The organism is Bradyrhizobium sp. CCBAU 11386 (genome assembly GCF_028128955.1).
GTDB lineage: Bacteria > Pseudomonadota > Alphaproteobacteria > Rhizobiales > Xanthobacteraceae > Bradyrhizobium.
Window position 1 is genome coordinate 41,072 of record NZ_LBKA01000256.1, and the last position, 19,994, is coordinate 61,065.

Consider the following 19,994-nt stretch of genomic DNA (forward strand, 5'->3'; position numbering starts at 1 on the left):
GACCTGTTATCAATCTGAGCGCGGCATGGCGGTTTGCGAGCTGTTGATCGAAGGAGGATGCAAGGTGAGGGCCGCCGCCATTGCCGCAAGCCCGCATCCCGCCCCCGGATCATCGCGGTTTTAGTCCGACACGTAATGACGCACGAACGACTCCAGGGATCATCGCTCGCTGCAATACGGCTCGCGATATCCTCGCTCATATCGTCGTAGACCCGCTTGACCGCCTGAACGATAGGTCGTCCTTGGACCCGCGAACCAGGCTGACAATCGAGCGGAAATGTCGTTTTCACCGAGGAGCGACCAATGAAGTACTATCTCTGCAAGTACATTCCGCCCCGGGCGGATTTTCTGGCGACCATGAGCGCCGATGAGAAACAATGGATGAAGCAGCACGGTGCGTTCCTGGATGATTTGCTCGCAAAGGGGCAGATCGTCGCGCACGGTCCTGTCATGGACCCGAGCGGCGGTTATGGCGTGTCGCTCTACCAGATCGCGGATGATCTCGACATCGAGGCGATCACCTCGGAAGACCCCATCGTGAAGAATGGCGCCGGCCACTACGAGCATCACCCGATGCTGCATCTGAAGGCGCGGGGCTGACATCCTTGTCTGGACCAGTTTGGCAACACTCATTGAGAGCATATCCACGACGACAGCACTCATTACCGGCGTCTCGAGCGGCATCGGCGCCGCCTATGCCCGCCGACCGGCCGCGCGAGGCCACGGTCGGCCTGCAAAGCCCGGCGAGACTGTCGGATCGTCGAGCAACACAATCCGAACCTGGATCAGCAGGTCCGACATCAAAGGACTGGCAATCAACAAGAGCCAGCCGGTTGCGGGAATATCCGTGTTATCGGTGGATGACTCTCTCGACAGCGATGGCTGTCGCTTCACCGCCACCAATGCAGAGTGCCGCCACGCCCCGTTTGAGATTTTGGGCTTCGAGGGCATGCAACAATGTGACGATCAGCCGCGCGCCGGTGGCGCCGATGGGATGACCGAGCGCGCAGGCGCCGCCGTTGACGTTCAGCTTCTCCCTGGGAATGCCGAGGTCTTTCTGCGCCGCCATCGCGACCACGGCAAAGGCTTCGTTGATCTCGAACAGGTCGACATCGCCGACACTCCAGCCGACCTTGTCGAGCAGCTTGCGGATCGCCGGGATCGGCGCCGTGGTGAACCATTGCGGCTCCTGGCTGTGGGTGGCATGACCTTTGATCTCTGCCAGCACGGGTAGGCCATCGCGATCGGCGAGAGAGCGTCTTGCAAGAATGAGAGCCGCAGCGCCGTCGGCATTGGCGGAGGAGGCCGCCGGCGTAATAGTGCCGTTGACGCGGAACGCTGCCTTCAATCCGGGAATCTTGGCGGGATCCACTTTCAGCGGATGCTCGTCGTTCGCGATGATCCGCTGTCCGGCCTTTTCTGTGAGCGTGATCGGCGCGATCTCGGCCCTGAACGCGCCACCTTCGACCGCGTTGCGCGCGCGGGTCAACGTCTCGATCGCGTAGGCGTCCTGGTCCTTGCGGGTGAATTGATAAGCCTCCGCTGTTGCCTCGCCGAAATCGCCCATCGAACGCCCGGTCTCATAGGCGTCTTCCAGTCCGTCCATCATCATGTGATCAATGATCCGGTCGTGCCCGGCGCGATATCCACTCCTCGCTTTCGTCAGCAGATAGGGTGCATTGCTCATGCTTTCCATTCCGCCGGACAGCACGATCTCCGCTGACCCCGCCTTGATGATATCATGGCCGAGCATAGTCGCCTTCATGCCGGAGCCGCAGACCTTGTTAATGGTCGTGGCGCCCGTCGCGTCGGGCAGTTTGGCGCCGCGCGCAGCCTGGCGCGCCGGTGCCTGACCCTGTCCCGCCGGCAACACATTGCCCATGAACACCTCGCCGATCTTTTCCCGTGACAACGTCGCTCGCTCAAGCGCAGCGCCGATCACGTGGGAACCGAGCTTGTGGGCGCTCAGAGGCGACAACTCGCCCATGAAACGGCCGAGCGGCGTGCGGGCGGCGGAAAGGATAACGACAGGATCTGAAGCAACGGCCAAGGCGAACTCTCCTGTTGATAGCTGTTGTTATATGACGATAATCATATAAGCTGGTCAGCATTGCAATGGAATGTTTGCCGACCCTGTCTTCAGGGCTGTGCGGCAAATGTCCAGGGGGAGGGGAGCGGTTGGGACAGCAGGTCGTCCTGGAAGCTCGCACGGAGTAGCGATGCGATACGTAGAAAGCCACAGACGTCAGACCTACAGACGGATCGTTGAGAACGCGTCTCTTGGCTTGCGCCAAAACGGTACCAAGGGGATCAGCGTCGTCGGCTTGATGAAGCTCGCTGGTCTGACGCATGGTGGCTTCTACAACCATTTCGGTTCCCGTGCAGAGCTTGTTGGCGAAGCGATCGCTTTTGCCATGGACCAGATGGTCGCGCGTTGGAAAGATCTGGCAAACAAGAAAGCAAATGGGGAGCGCTTCGAGGCGTTGATCGCTGACTATCTTAGCCCCCGCCATCGGGATAATGCGAAACAAGGGTGCGCGCTTCCGGCTCTGGCAGCCGATGTCGCCCGATCGGGCCCGAGTGAACGGCGAGCCCTTGCTTCGAAGCTGGAGGAGATGATCGAGGTTCTTGTCGAGCTGATTCCGGATGAAGCCCCTCAAGAAGCCCGCCAAATCGCAACAGGAGCTATCGCCACGATGGTCGGGTCTATCGTGCTGTCGCGCGCGGTTGGCGCCGGAAAGCTTTCCGACAGCATTCTCGAGACTGGACGCCTGACGGCCGAGGGCCGGGTTCGAAAGCCACCGCGAAGAGCAGTAGAGGCGATCGGCTGCAAAAAATCATAACCTTCGGGAGGTCCCCATGACGGCCGGCAGATGGCTCAAGACAGCCTGCAACTTGTGTTACATAAACTGTGGCATTGAAGTCTCGGTGAACGATGGCCTCATTGAGAAAGTTCGGGGCGACCGTTCAAGTCCGAGATCGCAGGGCTACCTGTGCAACAAGGCGACCAGGATTCCATATTACGCGCACCATAGAGACCGGCTTACCACTCCGCTGCGTCGTCGCGCCGACGGCGGTTTTGATGAAATCGAGTGGGACGTGGCGATCGCAGAAATCGCGGAGCGGCTGCGAGGTATCGTCGACAGGTATGGTGGCAAGAGTATCGCTCTTTATGGTGGGGGCGGGCAGGGAAACCACGCTGGCGGCGCCTATGCCGCTGGATTGTTGCGTGCGCTCGGTTCGCGTAACGTCTTCAACGCTCTTTCGCAGGAGAAGACCGGCGACTTCTGGGTCAATGGCCACATGTTCGGCAGCCAGACGTGCCACACCACCGAGGACGTCCATCATTGCGATCTCCTGCTTGTCATCGGTGCAAATCCCTGGATTGCGCACGGCTTTCCCAATGCGCGCGATCATCTCAATCAAATCCGCAAGGATCCCGCACGCAAGCTGATCGTCATTGATCCCCGGCGAACCGAAACCGCCGAAATGGCGGATCTGCATCTCGCGGTCCGTCCCGGCACGGACTCGTTTCTCCTTGGCGCGCTGCTGGCCACGCTTGTTCGGTCTGACCGGATCGACCACGCCTTTATTCAGGAGCACACGATCGGCTTCTCGGAAGTGAGGCAGGTGCTATTGGATATCCCCGTAGGAGAATGGGCCGCCGCCGCAGATATCTCGATCGCGGATCTGGAGCGTTGCGCCGCGATGATCGCCGCGGCGAAGGCCATGGTGGTTCGGGTTGAGCTCGGTATCCAGCAAGGCATTAACTCGACGCTCAACTCCTACCTCGAAAAGCTCCTGATCATGCTTTCCGGGAATTTCGGCCGTAAAGGGACGAACCAATTGCATAGCTGGCTTCAACCGTTGTGGGGCAATTCTCCGAACCAGACATTCGTGCCGACTGGCGATGCGATTATCGGCGGCCTGCTGCCGCCGAACATTTTTCCCGAGGCCGTGCTCAATGACCATCCCGACCGGCTACGTTGCGCCTGGATCGACAGTTCCAACCCCGCCAACACGGCAGCGAATACGGAGGCCGTAGAACGCGCGCTGCGCTCGCTCGAACTATGTGTGGTGGTCGACGTCGCGATGACTGAAACCGCCCAGCTGGCGCATTACGTTCTCCCGGCGTCATCGCAATACGAGAAGACCGAGTTCACGCTCTTCAACTTCGAGTTTCCAACCAATTTTTTCCATGTGCGAGCCGGCGTATTACCGCCGTTTGCCGGCACCTTGCCTGAGCCTGAGATCTACACGCGGCTTGCGTCCGCCCTAGGGCTTCTTCCCGGCGACAATGCGCTCGCACCGCTGCTCGATGCGGCACGGCGCTCGCGACCGGAATTCGCAGCCGCCTTTCGTGCCTTCACTGCAGAGAATCCAAGGGCAGTAGCTGCCCTTGTGCTCTATCACACGCTTGGGCAAACGCTTCCGGATGGCACGGCGGCCGCGGCTCCGTTGTGGATCGCGGCGCTGGCTTGCGCAAAGCGAACACCGCAAGCGGTGCGGCGGGCGATCGGCGCATCCGACAAGGTGGCGGATCATCAGCTCGGCGACCTCCTGTTCGATACGATCGTGGCAGCCAGGCAGGGCACCGCAGTGACCCGCCACGAGTATGAGGAGGTCTGGTCGTTGATCGGTCATTCGGATCGCAAGGTTCGGCTGGCGGTGGCGGAAATGCTGGATTGGCTGGCGCGTCTCGATCCGCAAGCCGCGGGCGCTCCAAAGGAGTTTCCCTTCATGCTAGCCGCCGGCGGCCGCCGCATGTTCAACGCCAATCAGATCTTTCGCGATCCCGCGTGGCGTCGCGAGGATCCGGACGGCGCAATGTTGATCAATTCGAGCGATCTGAGCCAGTTGGGTGCGCAAGATGGCGATTGGATCGCAGTCGAGTCGGTGGTTGGCCGGCTCGTCGTGCGCTGTAAGGTCGATAACGCCATGCGAAACGGGTAATTGGCGCTGCCGCACGGCTACGGTCAGGCCTATCCTACGCCGGACGGAGAGCGCTTGATCAATGGGCCCCGAATCAATCTGCTCACCGAGAGCGGCAACCGCGATCCTATCGCGGGCACGCCCTACCACAAGAACGTCGCGGTTCGTCTGGCACTGGTGTCCCCGCGCGAGGCCGCCGCCTATCAGGCGCGGTCCGAGCGAATTCATATGAGAGCCGCCGGACAATAGCTGGAGGGGAAGCGTTAAATGACCGAGAAACCGATCGCGATCGTAACCGGGGTAGGGCCAGGCACCGGAGCTGCCATCGTCAGGCGGTTCTCCGCCGGCGGGTTCCGTGTCGCAGCACTTGCGCGCTCAGCGGAGCTCATCAATCGCCTCGCCCAAGAGCTCCCCGACGTGCACGCGATGACCTGCGACGTATCAGATGAGAGCCAAGTGCACACCGTTGTCAGCGATATAAAGCGCCGCTTTGGCGCGGCCGAGGTTCTCATCCACAACGCAGTAGGAGGTGGCTGGGGGAGTTTTCGCGAGATCGATCCGAAGGTGCTGAAGGGCAATTTCGAGGTCAACGTGATGGGCTTGTTGTACCTCGCGCGCGAAGTGGCTCCTGACATGGTCAACCGGGGCAGGGGCGCGATCCTGGTGACCGGAAACACGTCTTCAATCCGAGGCAAGGCCAATTTCGCCGGCTTCGCCCCGACAAAGGCAGCGCAGCGCATTCTGGCCGAATCGATCGCGCGTGAGATGTGGCCTCTCGGAGTGCACGTCTCCTATGTGCTCATCGATGCCGTGATTGACACGCCTCGGATGCGCGCGCGGATGAGCGACAAGCCCGACGAATTCTTTATCAAGCCTGCTGCCATCGCGGACGAACTCTATCATCTCTATGGGCAAAACCGGTCGGCCTGGTCGTTCCTCACGGAGCTGCGGCCATTCGGCGAGAACTGGTGACGCCCGGCTCGCTGGAAGCACGGTCACAGCGGGTTCCGTGTCACCTCGTCTTGGAGAGCGCCGTAGCGCAGGACTTAAAGGTCAAGATGATTAATGGAGGGACGAACGGCCGTGTACGGACGAGGATCGCGTCACCGTGACTACCCTGAACCGACCGGAGGTCCGAAATTCGCTGTCCGATGTCATCTCACGCCGGCGTTGCGCCGGATGATCAAACGCAACGGTGAGGATCCGGATTTCGGAGTAAACCCACCATCGCTGCCTTGCCGCGCCAGGCGTAGCGAAGGCGCGGGGAAGAAATCTCTTCACGAAAATTGTGGCAGGGACCGTGCCGGTCACCAAAATGCAGCCGAGGGGCAACATGACTAAATCCGACCGCGGTATCCAAAGTTCCGTGCACGAGATTGCGGTTATCGTCGGGGGCGGTCCGGGCATCAGTTCGAGTTGCGCCAGACTGTTCGCGGACAACGGCATGCGTGTCTGCGTCGCAGCCAGGAATCCCGAAAAGCCGGTCCTTGAAGCCTTGGAGAAGACGCATGGTGTGCTTCGATACGTCTGCGATGCAAGTGACCCGGCGGCGGTGGCACAGCTGTTCGGGAACGTCGTTCAGGACGTAGGCACGCCAAGGCTTGTCGTTCATAACATCGATGGCCGGGTTCCCGGCATTTTCCGCAAGAACGTGATCGAAGCCGACCCGGTCATGGTGCTCGAAACCCTTCGAAACTCTGCGTTCAGCGCGTTTCTGGTCGGTCAACAAGCAGCTCGGCTCATGCTCGGAAACGAACCCGACGCGAACGGCGCGAGAGGAACGATCATCTTCACGAACGCCAGCGCAGCGCTCAAAGGCTTCCCGTCAAGTGGCGCGTTTGCAATGTCATGTCATGCCAAGTCCGGACTCGCGCAAAGCATGGCGAGAGAACTGATGCCTCAGGGTATCCACATAGCAAATGTGCCGATCGACGCTGCGATCGGCTGGACTCAGGAGGACGGCACTCGCGCGCACCGGCTGGCGGGGACGACTGTCGAGGACAATATGGCCGACCCCGACCATATCGCGGAAACCTATCTGCAACTGCATCGTCAGCATCGATCGACCTGGGCGTTCGAGGTCGTGCTCCGGCCGTGGGCCGAGAAATGGTGATTATCACTCACGTCGGCACGCAACTACAGCCGCGCGCAGTTGTCGATCGCCGTCAGACCGCTGCTTTCGTCTTGCGCTTGCGCGAATGGAGTCCATGCTCGGCGGACAGATCGAAGCTCTCGGCGGATATCTGATCCGCCAGTTCACGAAGCTTCGCTGTTTTCGTGCTTCCCATGATCTTTTCGACGTGACGGTTGGCGATCGCCCAGTGTTCTACCGCCTTGGCCAGGCGCGCCGTGCCTTTGGACGTCAACAGCGCGTGCTTCACGCGCGCGTCGAGCAAGTCCAGCCTCAGCTCGACGAGTCCGTCGCGGACCAACGGCGCCAGAGCGTGCGTGATGCCGGAGACGCGCAGAGACAGCTGGGATGCCAGCTCCTGAAGCGTCGGCCCGGCACCATTGCCTCGATTCGTCGGCAAAGTCATTGCATCGATCTGCGTCAGCAGGCTGACCTGCGTTCCGCGCAATCCGGTCGGAGCCAATGCTTCGTCGTAAAGTTGACCGAGGCGGCGCGAGGCGCGCCGCAACGCCGTGTTTGTGCAGGCGACCTGCTGCAGGTCCGCCAGTGCTTCGCTGACGTCCGGCCTCCCGCCCGACTTCCTGGTTGTCGTGCCCATGACACCTAAATGCCCTGTTCCCGCGGTCGCGGCAAGATGCGTTTCCTCGACGCCGCTTCCCGGGAGAACGTTCCGGGGCTGCATTCATCTCCGGAACGGCGATGCGATTGGTGCCGGCGTGGGCCTGTCAGTTCACGCCGTAACGGGATGCGGGTTGTCCCGTCTGCGAGGCCGCAACAAGGCCACCGCGAGCCGCATCATAGGCCTCCCATAAGCGCGTGTCGTCGACGGAAGGAAGGGTGACGGCTTCGCCCCGATCATAGCCAGCGAGCGACGCGTCGACCATGTTCTCCGCCGTCATGATCGAGGACTGGTTCAACTGCGACAGCGGGACGCCGGCGATGTCCCAAAGCTCGGTCGATGTTGTAGCGGGGAGGACAAGCTGCACCCTGATTCCGGTATCGGTCAATTCCGCCTGAAGGCCGCGGCTGAAATTGAGGACATAGCCCTTGGTGCCGCTGTAGACGCTGCTGATCGGCAGCGAATGCAGTGAAAGCACCGAAGCGACATTGATGATCGAGCCGGAGTTCCTCTTCAGGAAATTCGGAAGGACTGCCTGCGTAAGCCGCGTCAGGGCGGTGATGTTCAAAGCGATCATCGACGCTGCCTCGTCGGTCGAGGTGGCGGACATCGGCGCCAGCTTGGCGCTGCCGGCATTGTTGACAAGCATGGTGATCCGCTCTTCTGCGGCCAGGTGCTGCTCGACGCGGCCGAGGTCAGCGGAATCGGTGAGATCCGCCGCGACGATTGCGACCTTCGTGCCGTGTTCTTTTTGAACTTCCTTGGAAAGCGTGGCGAGGCGGTCGGCTCTGCGTGCGACGAGCATGAGATCGAAGCCTCGGGCGGCCAACCGCCGTGCGTATACGGCACCGATCCCAGCCGAAGCTCCGGTCACGACCGCGACCGGTTTGCTCGATGAATTGTCAGACATGAGTTAACTCAATTTGATGAGTACTCAAGTATATGGAGCCATCTGGTCCGCGCGCAAGGTGTAGTCTCATTTTCTCCAAACGGCCGTTGCGTATAGGATCGCTTGGAAGACCATGATGTATTCGCACGACGTCGTTTAGGCCGGAACATTACCTTCAGCCAAGTACATCGCCGCGCAGGTGAGGCGCACGGGAGACAGCGAACCGAATGTTGCGGCCTCTTACGCTTTCATGTGTGCGAGCAAGCGTTCGAACGCTGCGCGTCAGATGTTGGCTGCTTCAAAGCAGTGCCATCGAATGAATCTTCGTAGTGTTGGCCCCACTTCCGAAGCGAAAGAAGTATGGGACTAAGGCTCTGGCCGAAGGGAGAGATTTCATATTCCACTCTCGGCGGAATCTGCGGATACGCATGGCGCACGATGACACCATCGGCCTCCAGCTCGCGCAGCTGAAGGGTCAACATTCTCTGCGTGACGTTAGGGATCGCTCGGGACAGCTCCATGAACCGCTTCTTGCCGGCAAAGAGATGAAACAGGATCAGCGGCTTCCAGAGCCCACCGATGACGGACAGCGTCACTCCCACGGCACATCCGCTTTTGGCGTCAAACCTTCTGGGGCGCACCGGATACCTCGCTAAACCTGGCGCGTTCGTCGCCATTGCAGAACAGGCTCTCAGATCAGAGTAGTCATATCACATGATGATCATACTACAATATGCATGTCATGCATTCAATATGCCAGGACTCGCGCTCGCGCTTCGGGGCATCACGCCACAAGGCGGCGGTGCCTGGACGAGGGAGACGTTTGCTGCGTCGGATACGTTCATAAATGATAGTACCCGCGTTAATTGTGCCTTCTTGAGCTCCGGCAGGCGGGCGCCTAGGTCCGTCGACGGCAAACAAAAACCCGGGGACATTGCGATGGCGTTCAAGGCACTGCTGGCAACAAAGACGAGTGAGAAGATTTCGACCAGCGTGGTCGAAATGAACGACCAAGATCTCATGCCGGGCGACGTTACGGTTGCGGTCGATTATTCAACAGTGAACTACAAGGATGCTATCGCCATTAGTGGACGCGGGGAGATCATTCGCCAGTTTCCCTTGATCCCCGGAATCGATTTGGCTGGGACGGTCGAGGCATCATCCTATCCGGGCATCGCGGTCGGAGACCGCGTCGTCGCCAATGGCTGGGCGCTAAGCCAAACCCATCACGGCGGATACGCCCAGAAAGCGCGGTTGAAGGGCGAGTGGCTCGTGAAGATCCCGGCGCCATTTTCAACAAAGGATGCAATGGCGATCGGCACGGCGGGCTATACGGCTATGCTGTCCGTGCTGGCCCTCGAACATGGTGGCCTCACACCGCAGCGCGGTGACGTCCTGGTTACTGGCGCCAATGGCGGCGTCGGTTCGATCGCCGTCGCAATACTGTCCCATCTTGGCTATCGCGTCATTGCTTCGACGGGGCGTCTCGAAGAAGCTGCCTATCTTCGCGCTCTCGGCGCAGCTGAAATTATCGATCGGCGGACGCTTTCGGAGCAGGGAGCCCCGATCTCGCGCGAGCGTTGGGCTGGTGCAGTCGACTCCGTCGGCAGCCACACCCTGGTGAATGTATTGGCGCAGACGCAGTATCGCGGCGTTGTCACAGCCTGCGGCCTGGCTCAAGGCGTGGATCTTCCCGGAACGGTCCTGCCTTTCATCTTGCGCAATATCACTCTTGCCGGGATCGACTCGGTCAATGCCCCGCAAGAGGTGCGGTTCGAGGCTTGGTCGCGTCTGGCACGCGATCTCGATCTGGCAAAACTGGCGCGAACTACACAGGTGGTTGGCCTCACACAGGTCCCCGATGTCGTGCGCCGAATGTTCGCGGGAAAAGTCCAGGGCCGCACGGTCGTCGATGTCAACGCGTGATTTTCGTCGGAAAGGATCTCCCATGATTTCAGCTCACCTCTTCGCCCCTCTCAAGCTTGGCCGCTACTCGCTCTCGCATCGTGTGGTGATGGCGCCGCTCACGCGCATGCGCGCGGCAGTGCCCGGCAATGTGCCTACGGATCTCGGAGCCGAGTATTATTCACAGCGCGCGTCGGCTGGCGGTCTGATCGTTACCGAGGCTTCGCAGGTCGCACCTTCCGGGCAAGGCTATCCGGCGACGCCCGGCATTCATTCGGCGGAACAGATCGCAGGATGGAAGAAGATCACGGATGCAGTGCACGCCAAGGAAGGCGTCATTTTTATGCAACTTTGGCACGTTGGTCGAGTGTCGCATACCAGCTTCCAGCCGGATGGCGCGCTGCCGGTGGCTCCATCGGCGATTGCAGCTGCCGGCAAGTCGTTCACGCCGTCGTTCCAGATGGTGCCATTCGAGACCCCCCGCGCACTTGAGATCGGAGAGATTCCGGGAATTATCGAGGCTTACCGCGAGGGCGCGCGCAACGCGCTGGCCGCAGGATTTGACGGCGTCGAGCTCCACGGCGCAAACGGCTACCTGATCGAGCAGTTTCTTCACAGCAAGACCAATCACCGCACGGACGCTTATGGCGGCTCGGTCGAAAATCGGTCCCGTCTGCTGATGGAGGTGATGACCGCGTTGGTCGAGGTCTGGGGCGCTGATCGCGTCGGCGTGCGGTTGTCGCCATTCGGTACATTTAACGACGTCGGTGACGCGGACCCGATCGGACTGTACAGCCATGTCCTGAGCCGGCTGGCTCCTCTCAATATTGCGTACGTTCACATGATCGAAGCCCGCGACACCGATGCCGGTGAAGCCGGCGCGCCGCTCGCGATCCATGATTTGCGTCGGTTCTGGCCCGGAACATTGATTCTCGCGGGCGGCTTCGTCGGTCCGTCGGCCGATGCTGCGATCCGCGCTGGCCAGGGCGACGCCGTCGCTTTCGGCAGGCACTTCATTGCCAATCCGGACTTACCGCGCCGTCTCCAATTCGGCGCGGCGCTCAATCCCTACAATCGCGCTACGTTCGCAGGTGGCGGCGCCGCCGGTTACACCGACTATCCAGTACTGCAATCGGCTGAAGCGGTGGGGTGAGTCCAATCATAGTCGGGCGATTGCCCGAATACGGGCGGTCCGGACCGTCAGGCAGGATCGGCAAACCCGCGCGAGCGCCGGACCGCGATGAAGCACGTCAACGAGCACTGCGCTTCCTCAGGTCCTATCTGATCGATCTCTCGAGCGTCCTGCATCCGAAGAATTCCAAATAGGAATTGTCGAAAAGGGACGATGCTATTCGCCAAGGCGAATGTGGTAAAATTGTCAGAACTTGACAGTTCTATTTTAGAACGTTTTACTCAATTTGCCGATAGACTGAAAGGACGGACCTGCCTCGTTTGAAGGCGGCCGCAGCGCTTCCGAAAAGGGGGGCACCAGGGAGGAATGGCATGAGTAGCGTGGACGCATTCACCGCGGCCGAATTGCTGAACGGCCTGCCATCCAGGGTACACGAAGTCTACGGGCCGTTCGTGCGGGACATGCCCGATCAACCAGCCTTCGTGGAAGGAGGTCGTCCGTGGAGCTACCGGCAGTTCTCGGATGCTGTCGACGCGGCGACGAAGGATCTCGCCGGTTTGGGCATTGGACCCGGCGATCGTGTGATAATTGCGAGCGAGAACAGCGTTGCTCTTGGGGCGATGCTCTTCGCGGCGAGCAAGCTCGATGCCTGGGGTATTCCAGCCAATCCCCGCCTTTCGCCCCGAGAGGTCGACTTGATTGCAATGCACAGCGGCGCCAAGCGCGTGCTGTTCAACTCAGCGCTATCGAAGGAAGCGGCCGATCATGCCAATCGCGTCGGTGCGAAAATCGGCGCTGTGGGGCCATTCGGTGGAATCGGTATCGGTTCTCTCAATGCAGCTGCGCAAGCTGAGCCAGTCGAAGAGGACGGCGCCCGCCAGGTCGCGGGCCTTTTGTACACCTCGGGTACGACCGGTGCGCCGAAGGGAGTCATGCTGAGCCACCGCAACCTGCTCTTTACCGCGAAGACTTCGGGAGTGCTTCGCCAAAGTAGGCCGGGTGACCGCATCTACGGTGTGCTGCCGATGTCGCACATTGTCGGGTATTCGATCCTGCTGATCGCAACGCTGATGCACGGCTGCACGTTACATGTCGTAGCCAAGGCCGTTCCCGCCGCGCTGGCTCATGCTATCGCCGAGGAGGGGATTACGAGCCTGTTTGGCGTGCCTGCCACATATCAGCGTCTGCTCGAATACAAAGCGGTCAAGGGCATCCAACGGCTCGAGCGGGGCAGTCTGCGGGTCATGGCGGTCGCCGGCGCTCCGCTCGACCTCGATCTCAAGAAGCGGATCGAGGACGAGTTCGGCATCCCGCTGTTGAACAACTACGGCATAACCGAGTGTTCGCCGGGGCTATCGGGGGTCCGTTCGGAACACCCTGTCTCGGATGAGTCGGTCGGCCCATTTCTTCCCGGCATCGAGCACCGGATCGTGGATGGGCAAAGCAAAAAAGTGGCACCGGGCGAGGTCGGCGAATTACACGTTCGGGGTCCGAACGTGATGCTCGGCTACTACCGCGCGCCGGACCTGACGGCCGCGGCGATCAATAGCGAGGGATGGTTCAACACGGGGGATCTTGCTCGCGTGAATGCTGACGGGCATCTCTACATCGCTGGCCGGACCAAGGAATTGATCATCCGCTCCGGGTTCAACGTCTACCCCGCCGAGGTGGAGGCAGTGCTGAACGCGCACGACCAGGTCGTTCAATCGGCCGTAGTCGGACGAAAGACGAGCGGCAATGAGGAAGTGGTCGCATTCGTGCAGCTTCTCCCCGGCGCCAGCGTCAACGCCGAAGACCTGAAGACGTACACGTCCCAACTGCTCACTTCCTACAAGCGTCCGACCGAAGTGATCGTGCTTGACGTTTTGCCCTCGGCCTCCACCGGCAAGATACTGAAACACAAGTTGCGGGAGATGGCGAACGCGCGGGTAAGCGCAGAGACCTCCAGCGCGACGGCCGCAGGCTGACGGACGCGGGAAACGGCGAGGCGTCCCCAATCGAATTGATCCGTCAAAGGAAAATGGCGCGCGACGCGGTCGTCGCCGAAGGGAGATGGCAATGTTCGGAAGGACCATGATTGTTGCGACGCTGGCGGCATCGATCGCCGGCGCGGCCGCGCGCGCGGAGGCGCCTGGAGTGACGGAGTCCGAGGTGAAGATAGGGGCGACCTTTCCGTTCAGCGGCCCCGCTTCGCCGCTCAGTAACACTGGAAAGGGCCTGATTGCATACGTCAATTCGATCAACGATCGGGGCGGCATCAACGGACGAAAGATAAACCTCATCACCTACGACGATGCCTACAGTCCCCCCAAGACGGTCGAGCAGACCCGTAAGCTCATAGAAAGCGACGAGGTCGCCTTCCTGTTCGGTCCGCTGGGTACCCCCGGCATCAGTGCCACCATAAAGTACGTCAACGCCAAGAAAGTGCCTCATCTTTTCGTGGTGAGCGGGGTCACCAAATTCACCAATTTTGCTGAATTCCCCATGACCACGACGGGGTTGCCGAGCTACGATACGGAGGGACGAATCTACGCGAAGTACATCACGCAGAGCCGCCCGGACGCGAAGATAGCGATCCTCTATCAGAACGACGATTTGGGTAAGGACTTCGTCAATGCATTCAAAGCCTACCTGAAGGACGATTTCGACAAGAAAGTCGTCGTGTCCTCTTACGAGGTGACCGAGCCGACGATTGATTCCCACGTCGTGTCGCTGAAGGCGTCCGGCGCCGAGGCGTTTTTGGTCGCGGGCACGCCGAAATTCGCGGCACAAGCCATCAAGAAAACCGACGAGATCGGTTGGAAGCCTCTCTTCCTGATCAACTTCGTTTCGAGCTCTGTGTCTTCGACCATCGTTCCGGCGGGGCCGGAGAAGGCCATAGGCATCATCGCTGCGACGATCACCAAGGATCCGAACGATAAGAAATGGGCCGACGACCCGGGCATCAAATGGTATCGTGACCATTTCGCCAAATACCTTCCTGGCGCCGATATCGGCGATGCCAATTATGTGTTCGGGACGCAGCAGGGACAGATTCTGGAGCAGCTACTCAAGCAGTGCGGCAACGATCTCTCGCGCGAGAATATCGTCAAGCAGTCGCGGAGCATCCGCGGGCTGTCGCTGCCCACCGTCATACCGGGCATTACGATCAACACAGGTCCCGAGAATAGCATGGCCTACACGCAGCTTCAGCTCCAGCGTTGGTCCGGAAGTTCGTGGGAGCAGTTCGGGGACGTGCTCATTGCAGGCCAAAAATGAGCTCAATCGTTGAGGCCGGAGTCGACGGCGCGGTTTGTTGAGTTTGCGTCGGAAAGTTCGCGCGAAGTTCGAATTCACGGAGTGCAGATAGTGACCGACGTTCTTTTCCGGCCTTTTAAGCTGAAAGGGCTGAACCTGCCAAACCGGGTCGTGATGGCGCCGATGACGCGCTCATTCTCTCCGGGCGGAATTCCAACCGAAGACGTCGCGCAGTATTACCGCCGCCGTGCCGAAGGAGCGGTCGGGTTCATCATATCGGAGGGGACGGGCGTGGATCGTCCGGCATCCCTGAACGATCCGAATGTTCCCCGCTTTCATGGCGAGAAGGAGTTGGGCGGGTGGCGCCGCGTGGTTGACGAGGTGCATGGCGCGGGGGGCCTGATGGCGCCGCAGCTATGGCACGTCGGAGCCGTCCGCACACGTGCTCAGAATTGGTCTCCGCCCGGAGCCTACGACAGCCCGTCTGGCCTGTCTCGACCCGACAAGAAGTTCGGCGAGCCGATGAGCGAAGAGGATATCGCGGACGCTATTCGCGCGTTCGCCGATGCGGCGCTTGCCGCGAAGCGCTTGGGGTTCGATGCCGTCGAATTGCATGGCGCGCACGGCTATCTGATCGACCAGTTCTTTTGGGAAGGTACCAATCGCCGCGAGGATGCCTATGGAGGCAAGGATCTGCCGGGCCGGGCCCGGTTTGCCGCTGATATCGTCCACGCGGTGCGCAAAGCGGTGGGACCAGACTATCCGATATTGCTGCGGATCAGCCAGTGGAAGCAGCAGGACTATGAGGTAAAGCTCGCCGACACACCTCGGGCGCTGGAAGACTGGCTAAGACCATTGGTCGACGCCGGAGTTGACGTTTTGCATTGCTCACAACGGCGCTTCTGGGAGCCGGAGTTTGATGGCTCGGATTTGAACTTCGCGGGATGGGCGAAGAAGGTGACGGGCGTGCCGACGATTTCAGTCGGATCGGTCGGCCTGACCGGCGAGTTCATCGCAGCGTACGGCGGAGAGGGCTCCCGTCCGGCATCCCTCGACGAGCTGATCCGGCGCCTCGATCGCGAGGAGTTCGATCTCGTCGCGGTGGGGCGGGCGCTGCTTCAGGACCCGCAGTGGCTGCTGAAGGTACGCGATGGCCGGACGGAAGAACTGATGGCTTTCGAACGGACTGCGTTTGCGGCGCTGAGCTGAGCAATGAACGGTTTTGACGCCGCGCGTCGCCACTGCAAGCAAATCGGAGACTAGCAAATGAGCGAGAAGACGCAGGCCGGTCAGATCCGTACCGAGGTGCATGGGCATGTGTTCAAGATCGTCATCGACAACGTGGCGAAGAAGAATTCTTTCAGCCCGCAGATGATGGCGCAGATGTCGGATGCGATGACGCTTCTCGACCGCACCGACGACTATTGGGTCGGGGTTCTTTGCGCCGAAGGCCCGGATTTCACGGCCGGGTTGGATATGCCGAAGTTCTTTGGACCGACGGCCGAGAACACCGAGCTCAGGCCCGGCAACATCGATGCCTTCGCGTTGAAGAGCAGATGCCGTAAACCGGTTGTGACGGCGGTCCAGGGGATATGCTTCACGATTGGCATCGAAATGATGTTGGCCGGCGACATTGTTGTGGCTGCCGACGACGCCCGGTTCTGCCAAATGGAATCCAAGCGCGGGATCGCGCCGCTCGGTGGCGCCCATTTCCGGTACTTGACGCGGGCCGGCTGGGGGGACGCGATGTACCACCTATTCCTGTGCGACGAGTTCAGCGCAGCGCGGGCGTACAAAATCGGGTTTGTTCAGGAAGTCGTCGCTCCTGGTCAGCAGATTCCGCGCGCGATGGAAATTGCCGGTCTGATCGCCAAGAACGCTCCGATCGGCATTCAGGTAACTAAAGAGGCCGCGCTGAAGTACATCGAGGCCGGCGAAAGAGCGGCGATCGACTATATCCCGAAGATCAAGGATCGCGTTTTCAGCAGCGAAGACATGAAAGAGGGCATCCTGTCTTTCGTGGAACGTCGCTCGGCAGTGTTCCGCGGGAAATAGATCCGGCTGACACCCGATAGACGTTCGTTTGCGGGTCGGGGGAAGCGACAAAGAGAAGCATCAAGAGAATATTCATCCCCTCGGCAAGAACGCCTTTGTCTGTGCGGACCGAGCGAGGGAACAAGCGCCCTCCCGATCTCTGACGGTATTTGAATCTACACCGCACCAGTGCGCGCACGGCGATCTTCGCTACCCAGGCAGCGCCGATCAGTCGATTGACCCCGATAGGTACCGGAACCGCCAGCGTTGCGAGCGGCTCGAATTTTTCTGTGAATTCAAGACCGAAAAATTGCAGCGGCTATATCGTCGGAATTTGTCCGTCACACGTGAAGAATTGTGCTTGCAAATCAACGGCGAAACGTCGTCCGATATGATTGAGTGGGAGTAGGGGAGGTTGCGAGGAGCTTGGACGACTTAGCTTAATGACTTTGCGACGCGCATTCTGAGAGGGCTGCATTGGCTGTAAAGCACGATCTTCGGAAGTACATCGAGGCGCTTGTTCAGCATGAGCCGGCGATCGCCGAGGGCACGTTTTCAGGGGCTCCGTTTCGGTCGGTTCTGTACCATCATGTACCATGATGGTATCTGGCGGTGTACCATGATGGTATCTGGCGGTGAACCGAACGGAGAATACCTTGTTGACCGATACGGGACTTCAGAAGCTCAAGCCTGGCGAGAAGCTTTACACGCGCGGCGACCGCGACGGCATGTACGTTGCCGTCCTGCCCATCAACAGGCGCAAGCAGATCTCGGAAAGTGGCGACCACACCATCAAGGTGGTGCGTTGATGCGCGCCGCGTTGAAAGTGGTGATGGTCGCAATATTTGCCATGCCGGCTGCGGTGGCTCTGGCGAAGTCTCCGGACTGCGCGAGTTGGCCCACGAACATGGCCCTCACGCACCTCAAGAACGCCGGCCTGATTGATATCCCGTCAGTGATCGAGGCGCAGACCAAGGCCGTTCGTCTCGCATCCGAAAAGATCGGCAAAGACCTCTACCAGCAGGTTTACGACATCACGTTTCACACGAGGGATGGCAAGAAGATCGAGGTCGTCACGAAAAGCCAGGCATCAAGCGAGGAATGCTCGATGAGCGGCGTCGACGTCTACGTGGTCTCGAAGAAAATCGGCGGGTCGGCAGAGCAGCCATCTGAGGTCACGACTAAAAAGTGATCCGGCTGCACCGAAAGCTCAAGAACTGTAATTGACCCGCAGCGGATGCGAACAAATCCAGCGAAGACGTCGAGGCAACCCGCGGGGGAGGTCGATATGACGTGGGAGCCGCGACCCGTCAGGGCCTCACGAACCGATAGGCGAAGCGATCGGTCTTGCCCTTGATCGCGGGGTCGAACACCTTGATCGCGTGCGGATCGTCCTTGTTCGCGAGCATGGTGCTTTGCGCATCCAGGACGAAGCCGGCCGCCTCCACCTCCTCGCGAACGGATGCAGGCTCAATCCGATGCAGCGACTGGGCGTCGCTCGTGCCCGCCCCGACGGCGGCGGCGTGGTCGACGATGACGTAGGACCCGCCGGGCTTCAGCCGCTCGTAGACAGCTCGATTGAACTGGGCCGCCGTCGCGCCCCTTGCCTGCATCAGCGCGGTGTGGAGATCGTGGTAGAACAGGTGCAGCCACAGGACGTCCGCCGGTAGCGTGGCCTGCGGCATCGCCACGAGATCCGCCGAGGCGACTTCGACGTTCTCTCGGCCCGGCTCCTTCGCAAGCGTCTGCATGCGGCCGACAGGATCGGTCTTGAAGTGGGCGACTTCGACCGGCACGAAGCTGTAGACCCGTCCTTCGGGTCCCACGATCTCGGAGAACAGACGGGTCCAGTCGCCGTCGCCTGGGTAAACGTCGATGACGGTGGCGCCCGCCTCGACGCGTGCGAACCGGATCAACTCGGATAGCTTGGGTTGGTCGTACATCGGGATCTCCATTTCGGGCGGGCATTCAATTCACAGGTCGAACTTGACTAGGTCTTTGCATCCATCCGCGAGGCCCGCGCCAGTGCTTGCGTGTCGATGTACTCCTGGATGTGTGCGACTTTTCCATCTCGAACGGTAATGTCGAAGACCCACTCGTCCTTGTACGGTTTGTTCGTAGCGTAGATTTTTCCCGTGGCGACGCCGACGACCAGAACCCGGTCTCCCTGCGCCACGAATTCGGGGGGCTTCGGGTATTTCATTTCCACCTCTTCAGATGCCTTCTTAAGCACAGCCGCCAATTCCGCGTGCCCGCGGTGCGTGCCTGCCAGGGGCCAGCCCTCGCCCGGAATGATCCACTCGATATCTTCGGCAGCCAACGCCAGCAGATCGCGCTCGTCGTAGCTGCCCATTGCTGCAAAGAAATCCTTCACAATCTGGACATTCTCTTCGGTGCTCATGGTCATTTCTCCTTTTCGCTCCGATCGGATCGCGCTCGATCCGATCGCGTGCGTCGTATCCCCAACGGTGGGAACGTCGCGTTGTTCAGTCGAACCTGACCAAATCCTTGAAGATCAGCTGACCCCAGCTGTTTCCGCGCGCCTGCACAAGCTGCCCACCTTCCGAAAGCCCGCCAAGTTTGATCGGCGCGAAGCCGAGCTTTTCCGCAAGCGCGCCAATCTCCGCTGCGGCAGCGTCATCGTCGCTCGCCAGGAACACGACTCTCCTGCCACCATGGACGGCCGGATCTTGGCCGAGGACGGCAGCGGCCAAATGGTTGAAGCCCTTGACCAGTCGACCGCCAGTGAAGGCCTGCGCGACGGCCTTGGAAGAAGCTTGTCCCCCCAGTTTCTCGGGGGGCACGCCGTAGGCATTGGTCACATCGACGATCGTCTTGCCCTGCCAGGTGGACAGCGCCTTCGCGACATCCGGGTGCGACTCGAAGCGGACAGCCAAAAAGATGATGTCCGCCTTGACCGCGTCCGCCAGCTTTTTGGGAATGATCGTGCGGCCGATCGCGTCCGCATCGGGTGCAAAGCTTTCGGGGGCGCGCGTCGTTGCAACGGATACTTCGATGCCGTTGCGGGCAAACGCCGTGGCGAGGGCCTGGCCGATCTTGCCGAAGCCGACAATTGCGTAGCTCATGATGTTTTCCGATCTCGTGTTGATGCCGG

At 60.4% G+C, this 19,994-nt stretch carries 21 protein-coding genes and 1 pseudogene; 15 read left to right on the forward strand and 7 right to left on the reverse strand.

Annotated elements, in window-relative coordinates; all coding sequences use genetic code 11:
- Nucleotides 1-303: 303 nt before the first annotated feature.
- Complete coding sequence (locus tag XI09_RS37185) at nt 304-600, forward strand: YciI family protein (RefSeq protein ID WP_271571324.1); 297 nt, start codon at nt 304-306, stop codon at nt 598-600.
- 250 nt (nt 601-850) lie between these two features.
- Here the strand turns inward: XI09_RS37185 and XI09_RS37190 are convergent, their stop codons facing one another.
- Complete coding sequence (locus XI09_RS37190) at nt 851-2,050, reverse strand: acetyl-CoA C-acyltransferase (RefSeq protein WP_271571325.1); 1,200 nt, start codon at nt 2,048-2,050, stop codon at nt 851-853.
- Nucleotides 2,051-2,219: 169 nt separating this feature from the next.
- Between XI09_RS37190 and XI09_RS37195 the strand changes: the two genes are divergently transcribed.
- From XI09_RS37195 to XI09_RS37220, 6 genes and pseudogenes are all read left to right on the forward strand, one after another.
- The gene (locus XI09_RS37195) at nt 2,220-2,843 is read left to right on the forward strand and encodes a TetR/AcrR family transcriptional regulator (protein WP_271571326.1); all 624 of its coding nucleotides are present in this window, start codon (nt 2,220-2,222) and stop codon (nt 2,841-2,843) included.
- A 16-nt stretch (nt 2,844-2,859) separates the two neighbouring features.
- Entirely contained in the window at nt 2,860-4,953 is a 2,094-nt protein-coding gene (locus XI09_RS37200; protein WP_271571327.1) for a molybdopterin-dependent oxidoreductase, read from the forward strand.
- Nucleotides 4,954-5,007: 54 nt separating this feature from the next.
- Nucleotides 5,008-5,181: a hypothetical protein gene (locus XI09_RS37205; RefSeq protein ID WP_271571328.1), complete on the forward strand. Its 174-nt coding sequence runs from the start codon at nt 5,008-5,010 to the stop codon at nt 5,179-5,181.
- An 18-nt stretch (nt 5,182-5,199) separates the two neighbouring features.
- Nucleotides 5,200-5,904: an SDR family NAD(P)-dependent oxidoreductase gene (locus XI09_RS37210; protein ID WP_271571329.1), complete on the forward strand. Its 705-nt coding sequence runs from the start codon at nt 5,200-5,202 to the stop codon at nt 5,902-5,904.
- Nucleotides 5,905-6,016: 112 nt separating this feature from the next.
- Nucleotides 6,017-6,147: pseudogene (locus XI09_RS37215) on the forward strand (enoyl-CoA hydratase); the annotation flags it as partial.
- Between the two features lie 118 nt (nt 6,148-6,265).
- Entirely contained in the window at nt 6,266-7,045 is a 780-nt protein-coding gene (locus XI09_RS37220) for an SDR family oxidoreductase (RefSeq protein WP_271571330.1), read from the forward strand.
- A gap of 52 nt (nt 7,046-7,097) precedes the next feature.
- Here XI09_RS37220 and XI09_RS37225 read toward each other — a convergent pair whose 3' ends face one another.
- From XI09_RS37225 to XI09_RS37235, 3 genes are all read right to left on the reverse strand, one after another.
- A complete protein-coding gene (locus XI09_RS37225; RefSeq protein WP_271571331.1) occupies nt 7,098-7,661 on the reverse strand; it encodes a MarR family winged helix-turn-helix transcriptional regulator in 564 nt (187 codons plus the stop codon).
- Nucleotides 7,662-7,788: 127 nt separating this feature from the next.
- The gene (locus XI09_RS37230; RefSeq protein WP_271571332.1) at nt 7,789-8,592 is read right to left on the reverse strand and encodes an SDR family NAD(P)-dependent oxidoreductase; all 804 of its coding nucleotides are present in this window, start codon (nt 8,590-8,592) and stop codon (nt 7,789-7,791) included.
- A 227-nt stretch (nt 8,593-8,819) separates the two neighbouring features.
- Entirely contained in the window at nt 8,820-9,167 is a 348-nt protein-coding gene (locus XI09_RS37235; RefSeq protein WP_333939165.1) for a winged helix-turn-helix transcriptional regulator, read from the reverse strand.
- A 343-nt stretch (nt 9,168-9,510) separates the two neighbouring features.
- On the opposite strand from XI09_RS37235, the gene acuI reads away from it, so the two are divergent.
- From acuI to XI09_RS37275, 8 genes are all read left to right on the forward strand, one after another.
- Nucleotides 9,511-10,497, forward strand: a complete 987-nt coding sequence (gene acuI / locus XI09_RS37240; protein ID WP_271571334.1) for an acrylyl-CoA reductase (NADPH) — start codon at nt 9,511-9,513, stop codon at nt 10,495-10,497.
- 22 nt (nt 10,498-10,519) lie between these two features.
- Nucleotides 10,520-11,629, forward strand: a complete 1,110-nt coding sequence (locus XI09_RS37245) for an alkene reductase (RefSeq protein WP_271571335.1) — start codon at nt 10,520-10,522, stop codon at nt 11,627-11,629.
- A 350-nt stretch (nt 11,630-11,979) separates the two neighbouring features.
- Nucleotides 11,980-13,575 carry a class I adenylate-forming enzyme family protein gene (locus XI09_RS37250; protein WP_271571336.1) on the forward strand — a complete coding sequence of 532 codons (1,596 nt, stop codon included), beginning with the start codon at nt 11,980-11,982 and terminating at the stop codon, nt 13,573-13,575.
- Between the two features lie 106 nt (nt 13,576-13,681).
- Nucleotides 13,682-14,866 (forward strand): ABC transporter substrate-binding protein, encoded by a 1,185-nt coding sequence (locus tag XI09_RS37255; RefSeq protein ID WP_271571337.1) that lies wholly within the window; start codon nt 13,682-13,684, stop codon nt 14,864-14,866.
- Between the two features lie 87 nt (nt 14,867-14,953).
- Complete coding sequence (locus XI09_RS37260) at nt 14,954-16,054, forward strand: NADH:flavin oxidoreductase (protein ID WP_271571484.1); 1,101 nt, start codon at nt 14,954-14,956, stop codon at nt 16,052-16,054.
- Between the two features lie 57 nt (nt 16,055-16,111).
- On the forward strand, nt 16,112-16,900 hold the full coding sequence (locus XI09_RS37265) for a crotonase/enoyl-CoA hydratase family protein (protein WP_271571338.1): 789 nt from the start codon (nt 16,112-16,114) through the stop codon (nt 16,898-16,900).
- Between the two features lie 635 nt (nt 16,901-17,535).
- Nucleotides 17,536-17,688 carry an integrase gene (locus XI09_RS46265; RefSeq protein WP_442869647.1) on the forward strand — a complete coding sequence of 51 codons (153 nt, stop codon included), beginning with the start codon at nt 17,536-17,538 and terminating at the stop codon, nt 17,686-17,688.
- Nucleotides 17,688-18,071: a hypothetical protein gene (locus XI09_RS37275; RefSeq protein ID WP_271571339.1), complete on the forward strand. Its 384-nt coding sequence runs from the start codon at nt 17,688-17,690 to the stop codon at nt 18,069-18,071. The genes XI09_RS46265 and XI09_RS37275 overlap by 1 nt, the downstream gene beginning before the upstream one ends.
- 118 nt (nt 18,072-18,189) lie before the next feature.
- Here the strand turns inward: XI09_RS37275 and XI09_RS37280 are convergent, their stop codons facing one another.
- The 3 genes from XI09_RS37280 to XI09_RS37290 form a co-directional block, all read right to left on the reverse strand.
- The gene (locus XI09_RS37280) at nt 18,190-18,822 is read right to left on the reverse strand and encodes a class I SAM-dependent methyltransferase (protein WP_271571340.1); all 633 of its coding nucleotides are present in this window, start codon (nt 18,820-18,822) and stop codon (nt 18,190-18,192) included.
- Between the two features lie 47 nt (nt 18,823-18,869).
- A complete protein-coding gene (locus XI09_RS37285) occupies nt 18,870-19,280 on the reverse strand; it encodes a nuclear transport factor 2 family protein (protein WP_271571341.1) in 411 nt (136 codons plus the stop codon).
- 85 nt (nt 19,281-19,365) lie between these two features.
- Nucleotides 19,366-19,965: an NADPH-dependent F420 reductase gene (locus XI09_RS37290; protein ID WP_271571342.1), complete on the reverse strand. Its 600-nt coding sequence runs from the start codon at nt 19,963-19,965 to the stop codon at nt 19,366-19,368.
- Nucleotides 19,966-19,994: the final 29 nt, after the last annotated feature.